The 16833-nt window shown below is 71.2% G+C and carries 15 protein-coding genes and 1 tRNA gene; 6 read left to right on the forward strand and 10 right to left on the reverse strand.

What is annotated here, in order from left to right:
- Positions 1–4: 4 nt before the first annotated feature.
- The 4 genes from ABZT74_RS01960 (at position 5) to ABZT74_RS01975 (ending at position 6495) form a co-directional block, all read left to right on the forward strand.
- Complete coding sequence (locus ABZT74_RS01960; protein WP_356432958.1) at positions 5–1570, forward strand: glycosyltransferase; 1566 nt, start codon at positions 5–7, stop codon at positions 1568–1570.
- Positions 1567–3831, forward strand: a complete 2265-nt coding sequence (locus ABZT74_RS01965; protein ID WP_356432961.1) for a glycosyltransferase family 39 protein — start codon at positions 1567–1569, stop codon at positions 3829–3831. Before ABZT74_RS01960 ends, ABZT74_RS01965 begins: the two co-directional genes overlap by 4 nt.
- A 196-nt stretch (positions 3832–4027) precedes the next feature.
- Complete coding sequence (locus ABZT74_RS01970; protein WP_356432963.1) at positions 4028–5557, forward strand: MFS transporter; 1530 nt, start codon at positions 4028–4030, stop codon at positions 5555–5557.
- Positions 5558–5721: 164 nt separating this feature from the next.
- Positions 5722–6495, forward strand: coding sequence for a TetR/AcrR family transcriptional regulator (locus ABZT74_RS01975; protein ID WP_356432965.1), 774 nt, complete (start codon positions 5722–5724; stop codon positions 6493–6495).
- 75 nt (positions 6496–6570) lie between these two features.
- Here ABZT74_RS01975 and ABZT74_RS01980 read toward each other — a convergent pair whose 3' ends face one another.
- On the reverse strand, positions 6571–7041 hold the full coding sequence (locus ABZT74_RS01980) for a PPOX class F420-dependent oxidoreductase (protein ID WP_356169393.1): 471 nt from the start codon (positions 7039–7041) through the stop codon (positions 6571–6573).
- A 154-nt stretch (positions 7042–7195) separates the two neighbouring features.
- Between ABZT74_RS01980 and ABZT74_RS01985 the strand changes: the two genes are divergently transcribed.
- On the forward strand, positions 7196–7924 hold the full coding sequence (locus tag ABZT74_RS01985) for an ANTAR domain-containing protein (RefSeq protein ID WP_356433037.1): 729 nt from the start codon (positions 7196–7198) through the stop codon (positions 7922–7924).
- 7 nt (positions 7925–7931) lie between these two features.
- On the opposite strand, the gene ABZT74_RS01990 is transcribed toward ABZT74_RS01985, so the two are convergent.
- The 3 genes from ABZT74_RS01990 to ABZT74_RS02000 all read right to left on the reverse strand — a co-directional run bounded on the left by ABZT74_RS01990 (position 7932) and on the right by ABZT74_RS02000 (position 11901).
- On the reverse strand, positions 7932–8753 hold the full coding sequence (locus ABZT74_RS01990) for a YceI family protein (protein WP_355871864.1): 822 nt from the start codon (positions 8751–8753) through the stop codon (positions 7932–7934).
- A gap of 95 nt (positions 8754–8848) precedes the next feature.
- The gene (locus ABZT74_RS01995; RefSeq protein ID WP_356432968.1) at positions 8849–11374 is read right to left on the reverse strand and encodes an MFS transporter; all 2526 of its coding nucleotides are present in this window, start codon (positions 11372–11374) and stop codon (positions 8849–8851) included.
- Between the two features lie 20 nt (positions 11375–11394).
- Positions 11395–11901, reverse strand: a complete 507-nt coding sequence (locus ABZT74_RS02000; RefSeq protein ID WP_355872118.1) for a MarR family transcriptional regulator — start codon at positions 11899–11901, stop codon at positions 11395–11397.
- A 303-nt stretch (positions 11902–12204) separates the two neighbouring features.
- Between ABZT74_RS02000 and ABZT74_RS02005 the strand changes: the two genes are divergently transcribed.
- Positions 12205–12402, forward strand: a complete 198-nt coding sequence (locus ABZT74_RS02005) for a hypothetical protein (protein WP_355871858.1) — start codon at positions 12205–12207, stop codon at positions 12400–12402.
- 57 nt (positions 12403–12459) lie between these two features.
- Here ABZT74_RS02005 and ABZT74_RS02010 read toward each other — a convergent pair whose 3' ends face one another.
- From ABZT74_RS02010 to ABZT74_RS02035, 6 genes are all read right to left on the reverse strand, one after another.
- On the reverse strand, positions 12460–13305 hold the full coding sequence (locus tag ABZT74_RS02010) for a hypothetical protein (RefSeq protein ID WP_356169399.1): 846 nt from the start codon (positions 13303–13305) through the stop codon (positions 12460–12462).
- A gap of 50 nt (positions 13306–13355) precedes the next feature.
- Positions 13356–14252, reverse strand: a complete 897-nt coding sequence (locus ABZT74_RS02015; protein ID WP_164372621.1) for an RNA polymerase sigma factor SigF — start codon at positions 14250–14252, stop codon at positions 13356–13358.
- A gap of 244 nt (positions 14253–14496) precedes the next feature.
- The gene (locus ABZT74_RS02020; RefSeq protein WP_356432970.1) at positions 14497–15483 is read right to left on the reverse strand and encodes an RNA polymerase sigma factor SigF; all 987 of its coding nucleotides are present in this window, start codon (positions 15481–15483) and stop codon (positions 14497–14499) included.
- A gap of 323 nt (positions 15484–15806) precedes the next feature.
- On the reverse strand, positions 15807–16100 hold the full coding sequence (locus ABZT74_RS02025; RefSeq protein WP_355871848.1) for a Dabb family protein: 294 nt from the start codon (positions 16098–16100) through the stop codon (positions 15807–15809).
- 31 nt (positions 16101–16131) lie between these two features.
- Positions 16132–16311 (reverse strand): hypothetical protein, encoded by a 180-nt coding sequence (locus tag ABZT74_RS02030; RefSeq protein ID WP_355871845.1) that lies wholly within the window; start codon positions 16309–16311, stop codon positions 16132–16134.
- A gap of 430 nt (positions 16312–16741) precedes the next feature.
- Positions 16742–16829, reverse strand: a tRNA-Ser gene (locus ABZT74_RS02035).
- Positions 16830–16833: the final 4 nt, after the last annotated feature.

Consider the following 16833-nt stretch of genomic DNA (forward strand, 5'->3'; position numbering starts at 1 on the left):
TTCCATGCGAACCGACTCTTCTCCCGGCAACCTGCCGGCGCGGGAGCATCTCCCGGCCACAGACGCCGGTACGCCTGTCCTGGACGTAGTGATCCCCGTCTACAACGAGGAGAAGGACCTCCAGCCCTGTGTGCTCAGACTCCACGAGCACCTCAAGCGCACGTTCCCGTACGCGTTCCGCATCACGGTGGCGGACAACGCGTCGACGGACACCACCCCTCAGGTGGCGGCGCGGCTGGCGGCCCGGCTCCCGGAGGTCGTCTCCTGCCGGCTGGAGCAGAAGGGCCGCGGCCGGGCGCTGCGGACCGTGTGGTCGGCGTCCGACGCGCCGGTCCTCGCGTACATGGACGTCGACCTGTCCACCGATCTGAACGCCCTGCTGCCGCTGGTGGCGCCGCTGATCTCCGGTCACTCGGACCTCGCGATCGGCTCGCGGCTCGCCCGCTCCTCGCGGGTGGTGCGCGGCGCCAAGCGGGAGTTCATCAGCCGCTCGTACAACCTGATCCTGCGCGGCTCGCTCCAGGCCCGCTTCTCGGACGCGCAGTGCGGGTTCAAGGCGATCCGCCGCGACGTCGCCCAGGTGCTGCTGCCGCTGGTGGAGGACTCCGGCTGGTTCTTCGACACCGAGATGCTGGTGCTGGCCGAGCGGGCCGGGCTGCGCATCCACGAGGTGCCGGTCGACTGGGTCGACGACCCGGACTCGACCGTCCACATCGTCAGGACCGCGACGGACGACCTGAAGGGGGTGTGGCGGGTGGGACGCGCCCTCGCCGGCGGATCGCTCTCGCTGGACCGGCTCGCCCGGCCCTTCGGGGACGATCCGCGCGACCGCGAACTGACCGACGTGCCCAAGGGGCTGGCCCGCCAGCTCGTCGGCTTCTGCGTCGTGGGCGGCCTGTCCACGCTCTTCTACCTGCTGCTCTACAGCGGCTTCCGCTCCTTCTCCGGTTCCCAGGTCGCCAACGCGCTCGCGCTGCTCGTCTCCGCCGTCGCCAACACCGCGGCCAACCGGCGGCTGACCTTCGGGGTCCGCGGCCGGGGCGGCGCCGTCCGCCACCAGGCGCAGGGCCTGGTCGTCTTCGGCATCGGGCTCGTCCTGACCAGCGGGTCCCTCGCCGCCCTGAACGCGGCGACGAACGATCCCGCGCACTCGACCGAACTGGCGGTCCTGATCGCCGCCAACCTCGCGGCGACCGTCCTGCGGTTCCTGCTCTTCCGCGCCTGGGTCTTCCCGGACCGGCGTGACGAGCCGTCGGCGCCGGCACCGTCGCCTGTGGTGGCCTCGCACCGGCCGGGCGGCCACGCCGTACATCCGGCGGCGCCGCACCCGATGCCCGTACGGCACGGTGGGGCAGCGCATCAACCCCTGCCGCAGCGGCCGACGGCGCCCGCGGCCCCGGCCTCCTCCAACCCGGCCCCGGCCTCGTACGACTCGCCCCCCTACGACACGAACGCGTACGACACGGCCCCGTTCCGCGCCGGTGACGCCGCGGACCGTACCTGGGGGGACTCGACCATGCAGATGCAGGCGGTGCGCCCGCACGACCACGATCCGAGGAACGCGCGATGACGACGCAGCCCGACACGAGTACCGGGACCGGCAGGACGACGAGCCGTGCCGGGGACGCGGGCCCCGCCGCGGACGCCCGGTTCACCGGAGGCCCCGCCCCCGTCTGGGGGCCGCCGGCCCCGACCCTCCCGCCCGGAGCGGACCACCCCGCCGTCGCGCCCGGAGCCGGTGAGCCCGCCCGCCCGCTCCCGCGCCGGGTCTGGCGGGGCAGGCCCGAGGACCCGCGCTGGGCGCGACCCGCGTTCCTCGCCCTGCTGCTCGCCACCACCGTGCTGTACCTGTACGGCCTGAGCGCCTCCGGGTACGCCAACTCCTTCTACTCCGCGGCCGTCCAGGCGGGCAGCCAGAGCTGGAAGGCGTTCTTCTTCGGCTCGCTCGACTCGGCCAACGCCATCACCGTCGACAAGCCCCCGGCCTCGCTGTGGCCGATGGCCCTGTCGGTACGGATCTTCGGCCTCAGCTCCTGGGCGATCCTCGTCCCCGAGGTGCTGATGGGCGTGGCGACGGTCGGCGTCCTGTACGCCGCCCTGCGCCGCCGGTTCAGCCCGGCGGCGGGCCTGATCGCGGGCGCGGTGCTCGCGCTCACTCCGGTCGCCGCCCTGATGTTCCGGTTCAACAACCCGGACGCGATGCTCGCGCTGCTGATGACCGTCACGGTCTACTGCGTGATCCGCGGTCTTGAGGACGGCCGGACGAAGTGGCTGGTCTGGGCGGGCGTGGCGGTCGGCTTCGCGTTCCTCGCCAAGACGCTCCAGGCGTTCCTGATCCTGCCGCCGCTGGCCGTGCTGTACGCGGTGTGCGCGCCGGTGAGCCTGCGGAAGCGGTTCGCGCAGATCGGTCTCTCGGCGGGGGCGATGATCGTCGCCGGCGGCTGGTGGGTCGCGATCGTCGAGCTGTGGCCCGCGTCCTCGCGCCCCTACATCGGCGGCTCGCAGAACAACTCCTTCCTGGAGCTGACCTTCGGCTACAACGGGCTGGGCCGGATCAACGGCGACGAGACCGGCAGTGTCGGCGGCGGTGGCGGCGGTGGCGGCACCGGACAGTGGGGCGAGACCGGCTGGAACCGGATGTTCAACTCCGAGATCGGCAGCCAGATCTCCTGGCTGCTCCCGGCGGCCCTGATCCTGCTGGTGGCCGGCATCGTCCTCACCCGGAAGGCGAAGCGGACCGACCTGACCCGCGGCTCGTTCCTCGCGTGGGGCGGCGCGCTGCTGATGACCACGCTCGTCTTCAGCTACATGGCCGGCATCTTCCACCAGTACTACACCGTGGCGCTGGCCCCCTACATCGCGGCCGTGGTCGGCATGGGCGCGACGGTGCTGTGGGAGGAGCGCGGCAAGGTGTGGGCGTCGCTCACCCTGGCCGGAGCGGTCACCGCGTCCGCGGCCTGGGGGTACGTCCTCCTCAACCGCACCTCCGACTACCTGCCCTGGCTCAAGTGGCTCGTCCTCGTCGGCGGTCTGACCGGCGCGCTCGGCCTGATCTTCGTGACGCGGCTCGGCCGCAGTCTGGCGCTCGCCGCGGCAGGGCTGAGCTTCGTGGCAGCGATCGCGGGTCCGACGGCGTACACGCTCTCGACGGTGGACACCGGTCACTCGGGCTCCATCGTGACGGCCGGTCCGTCCGGGGCGAGCACGATGGGCGGACCCGGCGGGGGTGGCGGCGGCATGCGGGGCGGCTTCCCCGGCGGCGGCCAGAACCAGCAGGGCAACGGCACCCAGCAGGGCGGCGGCACGGGCGGGCCCCCGACGGGCGGCACCGGCGGATTCCCCGGCCAGAACCAGCAGGGCAACGGGAACACGCAGGGCGGGAACCAGCAGGGCGGCATGCCCGGCGGCGCCGCGGGTGAGGGCGGCATGGGCGGAGGCGGTGGCGCGGGCGGTCTGCTCAACGGGGCGGACGTCAGCTCCGCGGCGAAGACGCTGCTGTCGAAGAACGCCGGTGACTACACCTGGGCGGCCGCGGCCATCGGCTCCCAGAACTCGGCGAGTTACCAGCTCGCCACCGGCAAGCCCGTGATGGCGATCGGCGGCTTCAACGGCACCGACCCGTCGCCGACCCTGGCCCAGTTCAAGAAGTACGTGACCGACGGGAAGATCCACTACTTCATCTCGGGCGGCGGAATGGGCGGCGGCACGGGCGGGAGCGCGAGCGCCTCGGCCTCCTCCCGGATCAGCTCCTGGGTCACGGCCAACTTCAAGAAGGTGACGGTGGGTTCGGCCACCTTCTACGACCTGACGCAGCCGACGACCAGCGGCTGACCGTCGGGGAACGGCAGCCCGCGAGGCGGCAGGCGGTGGCCCGGAGCGAACACGCTCCGGGCCACCGCCTGTTCGGGACGCCGGGAACGGGCCGCCGACCGGGCCGGGGAGGCGGTGAGCAGGGCTCATCGGCGGCACCCCGGTCTCCGGAAAACCACGTTGTACGCCGTATGGGAACTGTTCTACGGTGTACAGCATGTCAACCTCGTCCCCTCCTCAAGGGCACCCCCAGCGATGGCTGATCCTCGGGGTCATCTGTCTGGCCCAGCTCACCGTGCTGCTCGACAACACCGTCCTGAACGTCGCCATCCCCTCCCTCACCCGCGAGCTGGGCGCGGCCACCTCCGACATCCAGTGGATGATCAACGCCTACTCGCTGGTGCAGTCGGGGCTGCTGCTCACCGCGGGCAGCGCGGCCGACCGCTACGGCCGCAAGAAGATGCTCGTCAGCGGACTCGTCCTGTTCGGCGCCGGATCACTGGTGGCCGGACTCGCCGACTCCACCGGGCAGTTGATCGCCGCACGGGCCGGCATGGGCGTGGGCGGCGCGCTGCTGCTCACCACCACCCTCGCCGTCGCCATGCAGATCTTCGCCCCGGACGAGCACCCGAAGGCGATCGGCATATGGAGCGCGGTCAACGCGGTGGGCTTCGCCGCGGGGCCGCTGATCGGCGGCTTCGTGCTGAACCACTTCTGGTGGGGCGCGATCTTCCTCATCAACCTGCCCGTCGCGGCACTCGGCCTCGTCGCGGTGATCGCGCTCGTCCCCGAGTCGAAGGCCGCGCCGCGTATCGCGGCCGTCCCCGGCTCCCCGGGAGAGCCGCGGCGGGCCGACCGGCCGGACGTGGTCGGCGCCCTGCTGTCGACGGTCGGCATGACCGCGCTGGTGTTCGCGATCATCTCGGGCCCCGGGCACGGCTGGACGTCGGCGCGGGTGCTCGGCACGGCCGTCCTCGCCGTGCTCGTCCTCGCCGCGTTCGCCGCCTGGGAGAGCCGGATCCCGTACCCCATGCTCGACCTGCAGTTCTTCAGGAACCGGCGGTTCACCGGAGCCGTCGCGGGCGCCGTCCTCATCACCTTCGGGATGGGCGGCGCGCTGTTCCTGCTGACGCAGCACCTCCAGTTCGTGCTCGGCTACGGGCCGTTGGAGGCGGGTGTGCGGACCGCGCCGCTCGCGCTCGCCGTCGTCGCGCTGAACTTCTCCGGACTGTCGGCCCGCTGGACCGCGCGGCTCGGCACGCCCCTCTCCATCGTGCTCGGCATGACGCTGATGTCCGCGGGACTGGTGTCGATCGCCACGCTCACCAGCCACGGCTACGCCGGCACGCTCGCCGGGCTGCTGCTCATCGGCGCGGGCTGCGCGGTGGCCAACCCCGCCATGGCGCACGCCATCATGAGCGCCATCCCGCGCGAGAAGGCGGGTGTCGGCGCCGGGATCAACGGCACGCTCGCCGAGTTCGGCAACGGGCTGGGCGTGGCCGTGCTCGGCGCGGTGCTCAACGCGCGGTTCGCGGCGTTGATTCCGGTCGCCGCCGCCTCACTGCCCGCCGCGCTCGCCTCCGCCGGATCGGCCGAGGAGCGCGGGCGGATCACCGACGCGTTCTCCTCGGGCCTGGAGACCAGCCAGCTGGTGGGTGCCGTCGCCGTCCTGCTCGGAGGACTGCTGGCGGCCGCGTTGCTGCGGCGGGCGGAGAGGGCAGACTCCGCGGTGGTGGTCTCCGTGTGAGGTCGCACGGGATCCGCCCGACGGGCGTTTCGGCTGCGGTCCGGAGGACACTTCGGACAGGGCCGGCGCGGTGGCGTCCGTCGAGCGCCCGCTTAGCATCGTGAGGGTGGCGGACCGGGGAGTCCCGGTCCGTGCCGTGGTTCGAGTTCCGAGGAAGGTGCGCCATGGTGAGGGCAGCCGACAGGGCCAAGCGTCCGGCGCGGACCAGTGTCTGGCTGGAGGGCAAGGCGCCCCGGGGCGGGGCCGCGCGGGGCGGCGGGCAGCCGTCGGGGCTCGACCGGGAACGGATCACCGAGGCCACCGTGCTGTTGCTCGACGCGGAGGGGCTCGCGAAGTTCTCGATGCGGCGTCTCGCCGCGGAGCTGAACGTCACGGCCATGTCCGTGTACTGGTACGTCGACACCAAGGACGATCTGCTGGAGCTCGCGCTCGACGCGGTCTTCGGCGAACTCGACCTGCCGGACGTCGAGTCGGCGGAACACTGGCGGGATCAGCTGCGGGCGCTGGCCGTCGGGAACCGGGCGCTGCTGGTGCGCCACCCGTGGGTGTCGCCGCTCGTCGGGAGCTTCCTGAACATCGGGCCGCACTCCATGGCGTTCTCGATGTGCGTGCAGCGGGTGATCCGGAACACCGGGCTGCCGCCGCGCGGCCAGACCGGGGCGATGTCGGCCGTCTTCCAGTTCGTGTACGGGTTCGGGACGATCGAGGGCCACTTCGTCCAGCGCTGCGCCACGGCGGGGGTGTCGCAGGACGAGTACTTCCGCGAGGCCATGAGCACGATCAGCGAACAGCCGCAGCTGGCCGCGGACTTCGCCAGTGCGGCCGACCTGATGGAGGCACGGGGCGGCGACACCGTGTCGGAGATGCGGGACCGGGACTTCGGGTTCGCGCTGGATCTCCTGGTCGCCGGGATCGAGGCGATGGTGGCACGGGGCTGAGCCCCGTGCCGACCCGCACGCACCTGACGCCGCCCGGCCGCCCTCCGGGCGACGACGGGAATTGTCGGACAGGCCCTAGTCCTGCGGGGCCAGGTGCGCCGGGAAGCCACCGGTGGCGACGGGGCCCCAGCGGGTCGGGGTGACCCGGATGATCGACTTGCCCTGCTTGAGCATCGCGGCGCGGTACTCGTCCCAGTCCGGATGCTCCCCGGCGATGTTCCGGTAGTACTCCACGAGCGGCTCGACCGAGTCGGGGGAGTCGATCACCTCGGCGGTGCCGTCGATCTGGACCCAGGGCCCGTTCCACTCGTCGCTGAGGACGATCAGGCTGACCCGCTCGTCACGCTGGGCGTTGCGCGTCTTGGCCCGCCCGGGGTACGTCGACACGACGATGCGGCCGGAGTCGTCGACACCGCAGGTCAGCGGGGAGCCCTGAGGGCCGCCGTCGGCACGGCGGGTCAGCAGGACGGCCCGGTGCCGGGGGCGTACGAAGTCCAGCAACTCGTCCAGGGAGACGGAGGTGTTCGTCGCGATGTTGGGTGCCATGCGATCAGCGTAGGCCGCGTGCGCCCCTGTCGCCCGCGGGCTGTGCCGGTGGGCGCCACGACACCCCATCCGAACAGCTAAAGTGCTGTTCGTCCTGTGCTCGCAGTCGGGAATGTGCTGCGGAGCTCTCCTGCGCATGGCCGTTTGGCCGTGCATGCCGAAGAGGTTCGTGGTGGCTGCGTTCGAGTTTCCTGAATTGCCCCGTTTTGCTGCGGGTTTCGAGCTGGCGGATGCCCTGACGGTCGCCGCGCAGCAGTTGCACGACACCGTGAGCACGCACAGCACCCTGCGGACCGCCGTCCGGCTCGCCGTGCACGTCCTGCCGGGCGCCGAGCACGCCGGGATCTCCGTGATCGAGCGCAAGGCCCACCGGGAGACGCTGGCCTGGACGGACGAGGTCGTCCGCTCCGCCGACACGCTGAACGCGGGCCGTGAGCACCAGCCGTACTGGAACCGGCTGTGGACGGCTCCGGTGGCCCGGATCGAGGACAGTGCCTCCATGGGGGAGGACGGGGACCTCGCACTGTCGAGCCTCGGGCTGAGATCGGTGCTGTCGCTCAGACTCCGGGCCGACCGGCGCCGGCTGACGGTCCTGACGGCGTACGCGGGCAAGCCACGGGCCTTCGACGACCAGGCCACCCGGGTCGGCCGGCTGTTCACCGCGCACGTCAGCATCGCGCTGGAGACGGCGACCATGCGCGAGCAGCTCACCGAGGCGATGCGCACCCGGGACCTGATCGGGCAGGCCACGGGCATCCTGATGGAGCGGCTCGACATCGACGCGTCCGAGGCGTTCGACAGCCTCGTGCGCACTTCCCAGCGGGAGAACGTCAAGCTCCGTGACCTGGCCCGACGGATCGTCGACGCCAGTGAGGGCGACTGAGCCGCGCTCAGACGGCGGGCAGCGACTCCCCCTGCACCGCCTGGATGTCCAGCTCCACCTTCAGCGTGGTGCCGATGGCGGAGATGCCCGCCTGGACGACCTGGTTGTAGTTCATGGCGAAGTCCTCGCGGCGCAGTTCCACGGTCGCGCGGAACGCGGCGCGGGTGCCGCCCCACGGGTCGGCGCCGGTGCCGAGGTAGGCGAGGGAGAGGTCGACGGGGCGTACGACGCCGTGCATGGTGAGTTCGCCGTGCACGGTCCAGCGGTCGGAGCCCGCGGGCGTCACGCCCGTCGACCGGTAGGTGATGTGCGGGTACTTCTCCACGTCCAGGAAGTCCGGCGACTTCAGGTGGCCGTCGCGCATGCCGTTGCCGGTGTCGATGGAGGCGGCGGAGATCGTCGCCTCCACGCGGGACCCGGTCACGTCGTCGGGGGCGATCTCGATACGGCCGGTGAAGTCCGTGAACCGGCCGTGCACGCTGGAGATGCCCAGGTGCTGGGCCACCGCGCCGATGGAGGAGTGGGCCGGGTCGATGGTCCACGGGCCGGGCGGGGGCAGCTCGGTGCCGCCCTGGCGGGCCAGGGTCACCTGGCCGACCTCGGCCCGGCCGGCGGCCGTGACGATGGCGCTGGACGCGGCGGGCGCGTACCCGACCGCGGTCACGATCACGGTGTACGCGCCGGGCGCGAGGCTCGTGGTGTCATGGATGGCCCCGTCGGTGTCCGCCTCGGCCCGCAGCACCTGCGTGCCGGTCATGTCGGTCACCGTGACGACCGCGTGCGACACGGCCCATCCGTCCCGCGTACGGATCTTCGCGGTCAGTCCCATGTGCAGTAACTCCTTGCGATGCAGCAATGAAAACCGGCCCGTGGGGGGCGCACCTCCGCTCAGAGTGCGCGCTCCCCACGGGCCGGGGCTTCGGACTACTCGCCGGGGTGGGCGAGTTCGATGTCGTGGTCGTCCACGCCACGGCCGCCGACGGTCAGGGCCGTCGCCACCGGCGGGTAGCCGGTCGCGATGACGGTGTACTCGCCGCCGTCCAGGTCGGTGAAGGCGTAGGCGCCGTCGCCACCGGTCCTGGCGGTGCCGACCACGTTGCCTGCCGCGTCGACCAGCGTCACGCGGGCGTCCGACAGGGGGCCGTTGGGCGCCCGGACGACACCCTGGACCTGGGAGCCCGAGTCGAGGTCGACCTCGATCCGGGTGACCCCGGTGCCGCCCACCTCGACGGGCAGGGCGCGCGGCCGGTGGCCCGCCGCGTTCACGGCGACCGTGACGACTCCGGGCACCAGCTCGGCGAAGGCGAACTCGCCCTGCTCACCGGTGGTTCCGGTGGCCAGCACGTCACCGCGGACGTCGGTCACGATGACCATCGCGTCCTTGACGGGGGTACCGCCGTCGGCCGCCCGGACGACACCGCTGAGCCCGCTCGTGCCGCTCAGCAGGATGTCGTACGTGAGCGGCTCGTCGTTCACGACGATCGTCGAGGCCTGCGGCTGGAAGCCGTCGGCGGAGGCGATCAGGACGTAGGAGCCGACGCCGGGCGCGTCCACCGCGTAGGAGCCGTCGGCCTGGGCGACCGAGCGGCCGAGCTGACGTCCCGCGAGGGAGATCAGCGTGACGGCGGCCTGCGGCACGGGCGCGCTCTCGGCGCCGCGGACCTGGCCGCGCACCGGGATGCCGCCGGACGCGGGCTGCGGGACGCTCTCACGCGTCGCGGTGGCGACAGCGGCGAGGCGCTGCGTGCCCTCGGGGCCCGCCTCGGTGGCCGCGACGGCCTGGGCGGGGATCCGCTCGGCGGCGGCCGGGACCTCGACGGACTCGGCGACGGCCGTCTCGGTGGCCGGGGCACCGGGCTGGTCGGCGGCGGCCTGGGCCAGCGCGCCGGACGTCCGCAGCGGGACCTCCTTGATGAACAGCACGATGAGGAAGGCCAGCAGAGCCAGGCCGGCGGCGATCAGGAAGACGTCCGCGATGCCGTGGCCGTACGCGCTCTCCATCACCGTGCGCAGCGGCGCGGGCAGCTTGTCCATGTCCGGGATGCTGGAGTCCGAACCGGAGCCGAGAGAGGCGTACTTGGGGCCGAGGTCGGCGAGCCCGTCCTTCGCGTAGTCGGTGATCCGGTGGGCCATGACCGCGCCGAGCGCGGAGACACCGATCGCACCACCGAGGGAACGGAAGAAGGTGACCGTGGAGCTGGCGGAGCCCAGGTCGGACGGCGCCACCTGGTTCTGCGTGGACAGCACCAGGTTCTGCATCATCATGCCGATGCCGAGACCCAGCAGCGCCATGAAGATCGCGATGTGCCAGTACGTCGTGTCGTAGCGGATCGTGCCGAGGAGGCCGAGACCCGCGGTGACCAGGAAGCCGCCGCTGACGAGCCAGTACTTCCACCGGCCGGTCTTGGTGATGACCTGTCCGGAGACCGTGGACGAGACGAACAGGCCGGCGATCATCGGGATCGTCATGACGCCCGACATCGTCGGGGACTTGTCCCGGGCGAGCTGGAAGTACTGGCTGAAGAAGACGGTGCCGGTGAACATCGCGACGCCGACGAACAGCGAGGCGAGGGAGGACAGGGTGATCGTCCGGTTGCGGAACAGCCGCAGCGGGATGATCGGCTCGCTGACCTTCGACTCGACAAGGACGAAGAGCAGTCCGAGGACGATCGCGCCGGCGACCATCGTGTACGTCTGCCAGGAGACCCAGTCGTACTTGTCACCGGCGAAGGTGACCCACAGCAGGAGCAGGGAGACCGCGGCGGAGATGAAGAACGCGCCGCCCCAGTCGACCTTCACGTCCCGCTTCACGACGGGCAGGTGCAGGGTCTTCTGCAGCACGATGAGCGCGATGATCGCGAACGGCACCCCGACGTAGAAGCACCAGCGCCAGCCGAGCCAGCTGGTGTCGGTGATGACACCGCCGAGCAGCGGGCCGCCGACCGTCGCGACTGCGAACGTCGCGCCGAGGTAGCCGGAGTAGCGCCCGCGCTCACGCGGGGAGATCATCGCGGCCATCACGATCTGCGCGAGGGCGGACAGACCGCCGACGCCGACGCCCTGCACGACGCGGCAGGCGATCAGCATGCCGGCGTTCTGCGAGAGACCCGCGGCGGCCGATCCCAGTACGTAGATGACGAGCGCTATCTGGACGAGCGCCTTCTTGCTGTACAGGTCGGACAGCTTGCCCCACAGGGGCGTGGTCGCGGTCATGGAGAGCAGCGCGGCCGTGACGACCCAGGTGTAGGCGGACTGGCCGCCGCCCAGGTCACCGATGATGCGGGGGAGGGCGTTGGAGACGATCGTCGACGACAGGATCGCGACGAACATGCCGAGCAGGAGCCCGGAGAGCGCCTCCATGATCTGCCGGTGCGTCATCGGAGCGCCGTCGGCGGCGCCTCCGTGCTTGGCGTGAGAGCCCCGCACACCGGCTGGTGTGGTCGTTGCCATGGGCTTCCTTTTCTTACGTACTAAGCGGGTGTACGGGTGGTCAGTTCTGATACGTCGGTCGCGTACGAGGGAGGGTGCGCCGGTGTCCGCTGCGTGGAGCGGCAGTCGCCGAAGCTCTCGCGCAGCCGGCCCATCAGGTCGATGAGCAGTCCGACCTCGTCGTCGGACCAGTGGCTGAGCCGGTCGGCCAGCAGCCGCGACGTGCGCAGGGAGAGCTCGTCGAGCTGCTCCTGGCCGGTCCCGGTGAGGCGCAGGATGCGTGAGCGCTTGTCGGCCGGGTCGGGGAACCGTTCGATCCAGCCCCGGTCGGCGACATGCGCGACATGGCGGCTGGTCACCGACATGTCCACGGAGAGAAGCTCCGCGAGCCTGCTCATCCGCATCTCGCCGTACCGGCCGAGCAGCGTGAGCACGGCGGCGGAGCCCCCGGGACAGTCGGGCGGCAGGATCCGGCCCATGTCCCTCTTCACGGCACCGATGGCGCTGAGCTGACGAGCCAATTCCTCGTACTGCGCCTGCTCGGCCATCACACCCCTATTCGTTGCTTAGGGCAACCATAAAAGCAGTTGGTTGCCGCAGGCAAACGAGTTCGAGGCTTCAGGGCTAAAAACTTGGCAAAGGCAAGCATTGGCGAATGTAAACCCGCAGGTGAGGGCGGCCGTCAGGCTATGGGCTCGCTGTGACGGGGCCCGGAGCGCCCGTCGGACGCGCGTTCGGCGGCGTGCGGGGCCGCCGCGGATCGGGTGTTCCGGTCGAACCGCCCCTCGGCGTGGGGGAAAGCGGAACCCTGCACTTGGGCAGACCCCGCGGATTCGCTAGTGTCCTGGCCTATGGCAAACACCCAGGGCCCCGAGGGCAACTACGACCCCGCGGGCAGCACCCAGATGTTCCGTGCGTTCGTCGACGAGTCCCCCCAGGGCCAGCAGCAGCAGGCGGCGGCTCCCGCCGGTCCCCGCGTGGGTCTGATCGTCGGCGTCATCGTCGCCGTCGTGGTCGTCGCCGCGGTGGCCTGGCTCGCGTTCAAGTAGCCGGGAGGGCCGGGCTCACCGGCCGCCGGGCGCGCCTTCACGCGCCGCTCTCACGTCCTACTTCCACTGGACGGACACGTCCCGCGTCTCGATGTGCATGCCCAACGGCACCCGCCACGCGTCGACGCACACCGTCCAGGTGCCGTCCTTCCTCGCGCCGGCGCCGATCGGCGCGGGAAGGGCCTCGGTCGAGGTGATCGTCGCCCAGTCGATCCCGAGCGACCCGATGATGTGCGTCCCGAACGTCACCGTGCCCGAACGCACCGCCGTGCCACCGGTGTTGCGCAGCGAGACGGTGACCTTCTCGCACCACCGCCGATCGGTGCCCGCCCGCGTGGTCCCCGTCACGCCCAGCTCGGCGGGCCGGGCGCTCGCCGACGGTGCAGGTGTGGCCGGCGCCGAGGTGTGCCCGGCGTCGCTGCCGGGACGTCCGCCCGAACTCCCGCCCGTACGGCCGGAACCGGACCCGGAGGACGAACCGGAACCCGCGCCGCCGGTGCCGGCCGCCGTGCCGCCGGAGCCGTCACCGCCCCCGGCCGTGGTGCCGCCCGCGCTCTTCTCGTCTCCCGGACCGTCGAGGCCGTCGTCCGAGGCCGAACCCGGAGCGTCGCCGGACGCCGTCGATCCGTCCTTGCCCGAACCGGTCTGCCCGGTACCGGACTTGGCGCCGCCCGATCCGGACCCCGGGCTGCCCGAACCGTCCAGCGGGACCAGGGACACGTCGTCCGACGGGGCCACCGCGGCTCCCGAGGCCCCCGGTGAACCGCCCCCGGGTCCGACCGCGACGTAGCCGCCTCCGGCTCCGCCGCTCCCGCACGCGGCCAGGACTCCGCCCAGACACAGCACGGCCGCCGAGGCGCCCAGCAGGGCACCCCGGCGGCCGGACATCGACTCGTGACGCATCGCGCCAGTGTGACTGACGGACCGTCAATTATGAACCCCGTGTGGGGTGTTCAGTCGGAGATCAGGCCCTCGCGCAGCTGGGACAGCGTGCGGGTGAGGAGGCGGGAGACGTGCATCTGCGAGATGCCGACCTCCTCGCCGATCTGCGACTGGGTCATGTTGGCGAAGAAGCGCAGCATGATGATCCGGCGCTCACGGGGCGGCAGTTTGGCGAGCAGCGGCTTGAGCGACTCGCGGTACTCCACGCCCTCCAGCGCGGTGTCCTCGTAGCCGAGGCGGTCCGCGAGGGAGCCCTCGCCGCCGTCGTCCTCGGGCGCGGGCGAGTCGAGCGAGGAGGCGGTGTACGCGTTGCCGACGGCGAGACCGTCGACCACGTCCTCCTCGGACACCCCGAGCACGGTGGCGAGTTCGGCGACCGTCGGCGAGCGGTCGAGCTTCTGGGAGAGCTCGTCACTGGCCTTGGTGAGGGCGAGCCGCAGCTCCTGCAGGCGACGCGGGACGCGCACCGACCAGGAGGTGTCCCGGAAGAAGCGCTTGATCTCGCCGACGACGGTCGGCATCGCGAACGTCGGGAACTCCACGCCGCGTTCGCAGTCGAAGCGGTCGATCGCCTTGATCAGGCCGATCGTGCCGACCTGGACGATGTCCTCCATCGGCTCGTTGCGGGAGCGGAAGCGGGCCGCCGCGTACCGGACGAGCGGGAGGTTGAGCTCGATGAGGGTGTCCCGGACGTAGCCACGCTCCGGGCTGTTCTCGCCGAGTGCGGCGAGCCGCAGGAAGAGGGAGCGGGACAAGGTCCGGGTGTCGATGGCGCCCGAGGACTCGGGGACCAGAACGGCTTCCGGGGCCTCGGCGGCAGGGACATCGGGAAGCGCGGCGTGCGCCTCGGGCACTGCGTCGCTCTTCGTGAGCGTGAGCACCTTGGAGCTGCCCTGATCTGCGGACATGCCACCCCCTTTGGGTCGCGGACGGTCGCGGCAATCGCTCCCGTCGGAGGAACGCAGCCTCCACCTGAATACCGGAGGCGGGGCCGCGGCAAACGCGCTTCCGGAAGAATGTCACATGTCGGCAACACGCTGTAGTGACATGTCGACATGGAGAGGGTGAATAGGCCCTGGAAAAAGGGGGTCTGACGGTGTTTCAGCGTTCAACCGCCGAAAAAAGTGACCTTGAGCGATTCGCTCTTGTCGGTTACGCCTCGAACCTGTTTGCGGATCGAAGACGCGCGAAACTACGGGCGAGCAGCCTTGACACATGCATCTGGGACACTCCCAGTTCCGCGCTGATCTGTGACTGCGTGAGGTTGCTGTAGTAGCGCAACAGCAGGATCCGCTGCTCGCGTTCGGGCAACTGTACGAGCAGATGCCGTACGAGGTCGCGGTGCTCGACCCCGTCGAGCGCGGGGTCCTCGTAGCCGAGCCGGTCGAGCAGTCCCGGCAGCCCGTCACCCTCCTGGGCGGCCTCGAGGGAGGTGGCGTGGTACGAGCGGCCGGCCTCGATGCAGGAGAGCACCTCCTCCTCGGTGATGCGCAGCCGCTCGGCGATCTCCGAGGTGGTGGGCGAGCGTCCGAAGGCGGTCGTCAGGTCCTCCGTCGCGGAGTTCACCTGCACCCACAGCTCGTGCAGCCGGCGCGGTACGTGGACGGTGCGGACGTTGTCGCGGAAGTACCGCTTGATCTCCCCCACGACCGTCGGCATCGCGAAGGTCGGGAACTGCACGCCCCGGTCGGGGTCGAAGCGGTCGATGGCGTTGATCAGGCCGATCGTGCCGACCTGGACGACGTCCTCCATCGGCTCGTTGCGGGAGCGGAAGCGGGCCGCCGCGTACCGGACGAGCGGGAGGTTGGCCTCGATGAGCGCCCCGCGGACCCGGTTGTGCTCGGCGGTGCCCGGCTCCAGCACCTTGAGCTGGCCGAAGAGCACCTGCGTCAGGGCCCGGGTGTCGGCGCCGCGGCGGCGCTCGGGAGCGACCTCCGGGGCCGTCTCGATGACGGGTGCCTCGGGTGCGGCGGCGGTCGCGGTGCCTGCTGCGGCGTCCGCAGCGGAGCCTGCTGTGGCGTTCGGTGCGGTGCTCTGCGCCGGGGGCGAGGGCGGGGCCTGGGCCGGGGCATGTGCGGGGGCCGGTGCCTGGGCCTTGGCCGGGGCTTCCTCCTGGGGCGGCGCAGTACTGGCCGACACGGTCAACGCCACCTCGTCATTCGTCAACGTCCGTCAACGTATCCGTCAACTCATCCGTCAAAAGCGGTCATAGCATCACAAGACATGTGCACTGTGTGCAAGCACCGCATATTGCCGTGTTGGGGGAGAGTTGGGGCTCAAGACACCAAAAACCCCTGGCCGGATGCGGTCAGGGGTGGGAAATGAGGTCGGCCGAGGCCGGTCGCGGCGGTCGGGTCAAGGGCCAGGAGGACCAGTCGGAACGATCCGGTCCGTCCGATCCGTTCGACCCGTCGGATCGCTCCGGTCGAACGACCGGAGGGCCGGCCGAGCGGGCGTACCGATCAGAACGGATAGTCCGCGATCACCCAGGTGGCGAACTCGCGCCAGAGGGCGACGCCCGCCTGGTGGGCCGGGTGCTCCAGGTAGCGCGTGAGCGCGTCGGTGTCGTCGACGGCGGAGTTGATCGCGAAGTCGTAGGCGATCGGCCGGTCGGTGATGTTCCAGTCGCACTCCCAGAACCGCAGTTCGGGGATCTGGTCACCGAGCGCGCGGAAGGCGGCGACGCCCTCGACGACACGGGGCTCGTCCCGCTCGACGCCGTCGTTGAGCTTGAAGAGGACCAGATGGCGGATCACGGGAACTCCTTGGTGGTGTCGGCGCCGGGCGTCAGTTCTGGGCTCCGTCGGCGACCCAGGTCATGAAGTCGCCCACCGCCTGGGCGGCGCTCGATATGCCCTCGAAGCCTATCTGGACGTAGTCCGCGGCCTTGGCCGGATCCGTGATGATCACGTAGAGCGCGAAGACCACGACGACGTAGATCGCGATCTTCTTCGAATTCACCGCCATGGCGGCCTCCCCTGTGCCTGCTGCGCCCGGTGGGCCCCCTGTTGCCGGCGGTGAGTTTAACCTTCACACGCTCTTTAGGGACCAACGGCCCACTGGTCGAGGTCTTTTGCCGGGCCCCGGACGCGCTGTCGCAGGTCAGGATGGAAGAGAGCCCCGGCGGAACCGGCAGGAAGTCCGCGGGGCCCGGAGGGGCCTCACTGCGGGGTCCGCGCCGCAGCTTCCCCCGAGACGGCGGCGTGGACCTGAGGGTCCTTGAAACGGGGGAGGCGGCTGTCCCCCCGATGCCGCCTCCCCCGCCCCTTGTGGGTGCGGAAGGTAAGCCCCGGCGACTGAGCGGACGCCGGGGCTTTTCCGTGTCCGGAGCCCCGAGCGGACCCGCACGTCCCGGAACGCGTGAAGGGCCCCGTCTTTCGACGGGGCCCTTCAGAAGCGGTAGCGGAGGGATTTGAACCCTCGGTGACGGGTTACGCCACACTCGCTTTCGAGGCGAGCTCCTTCGGCCGCTCGGACACGCTACCGAGG

This window comes from Streptomyces sp. NPDC005302 (assembly GCF_040607345.1).
Lineage (GTDB): Bacteria > Actinomycetota > Actinomycetes > Streptomycetales > Streptomycetaceae > Streptomyces.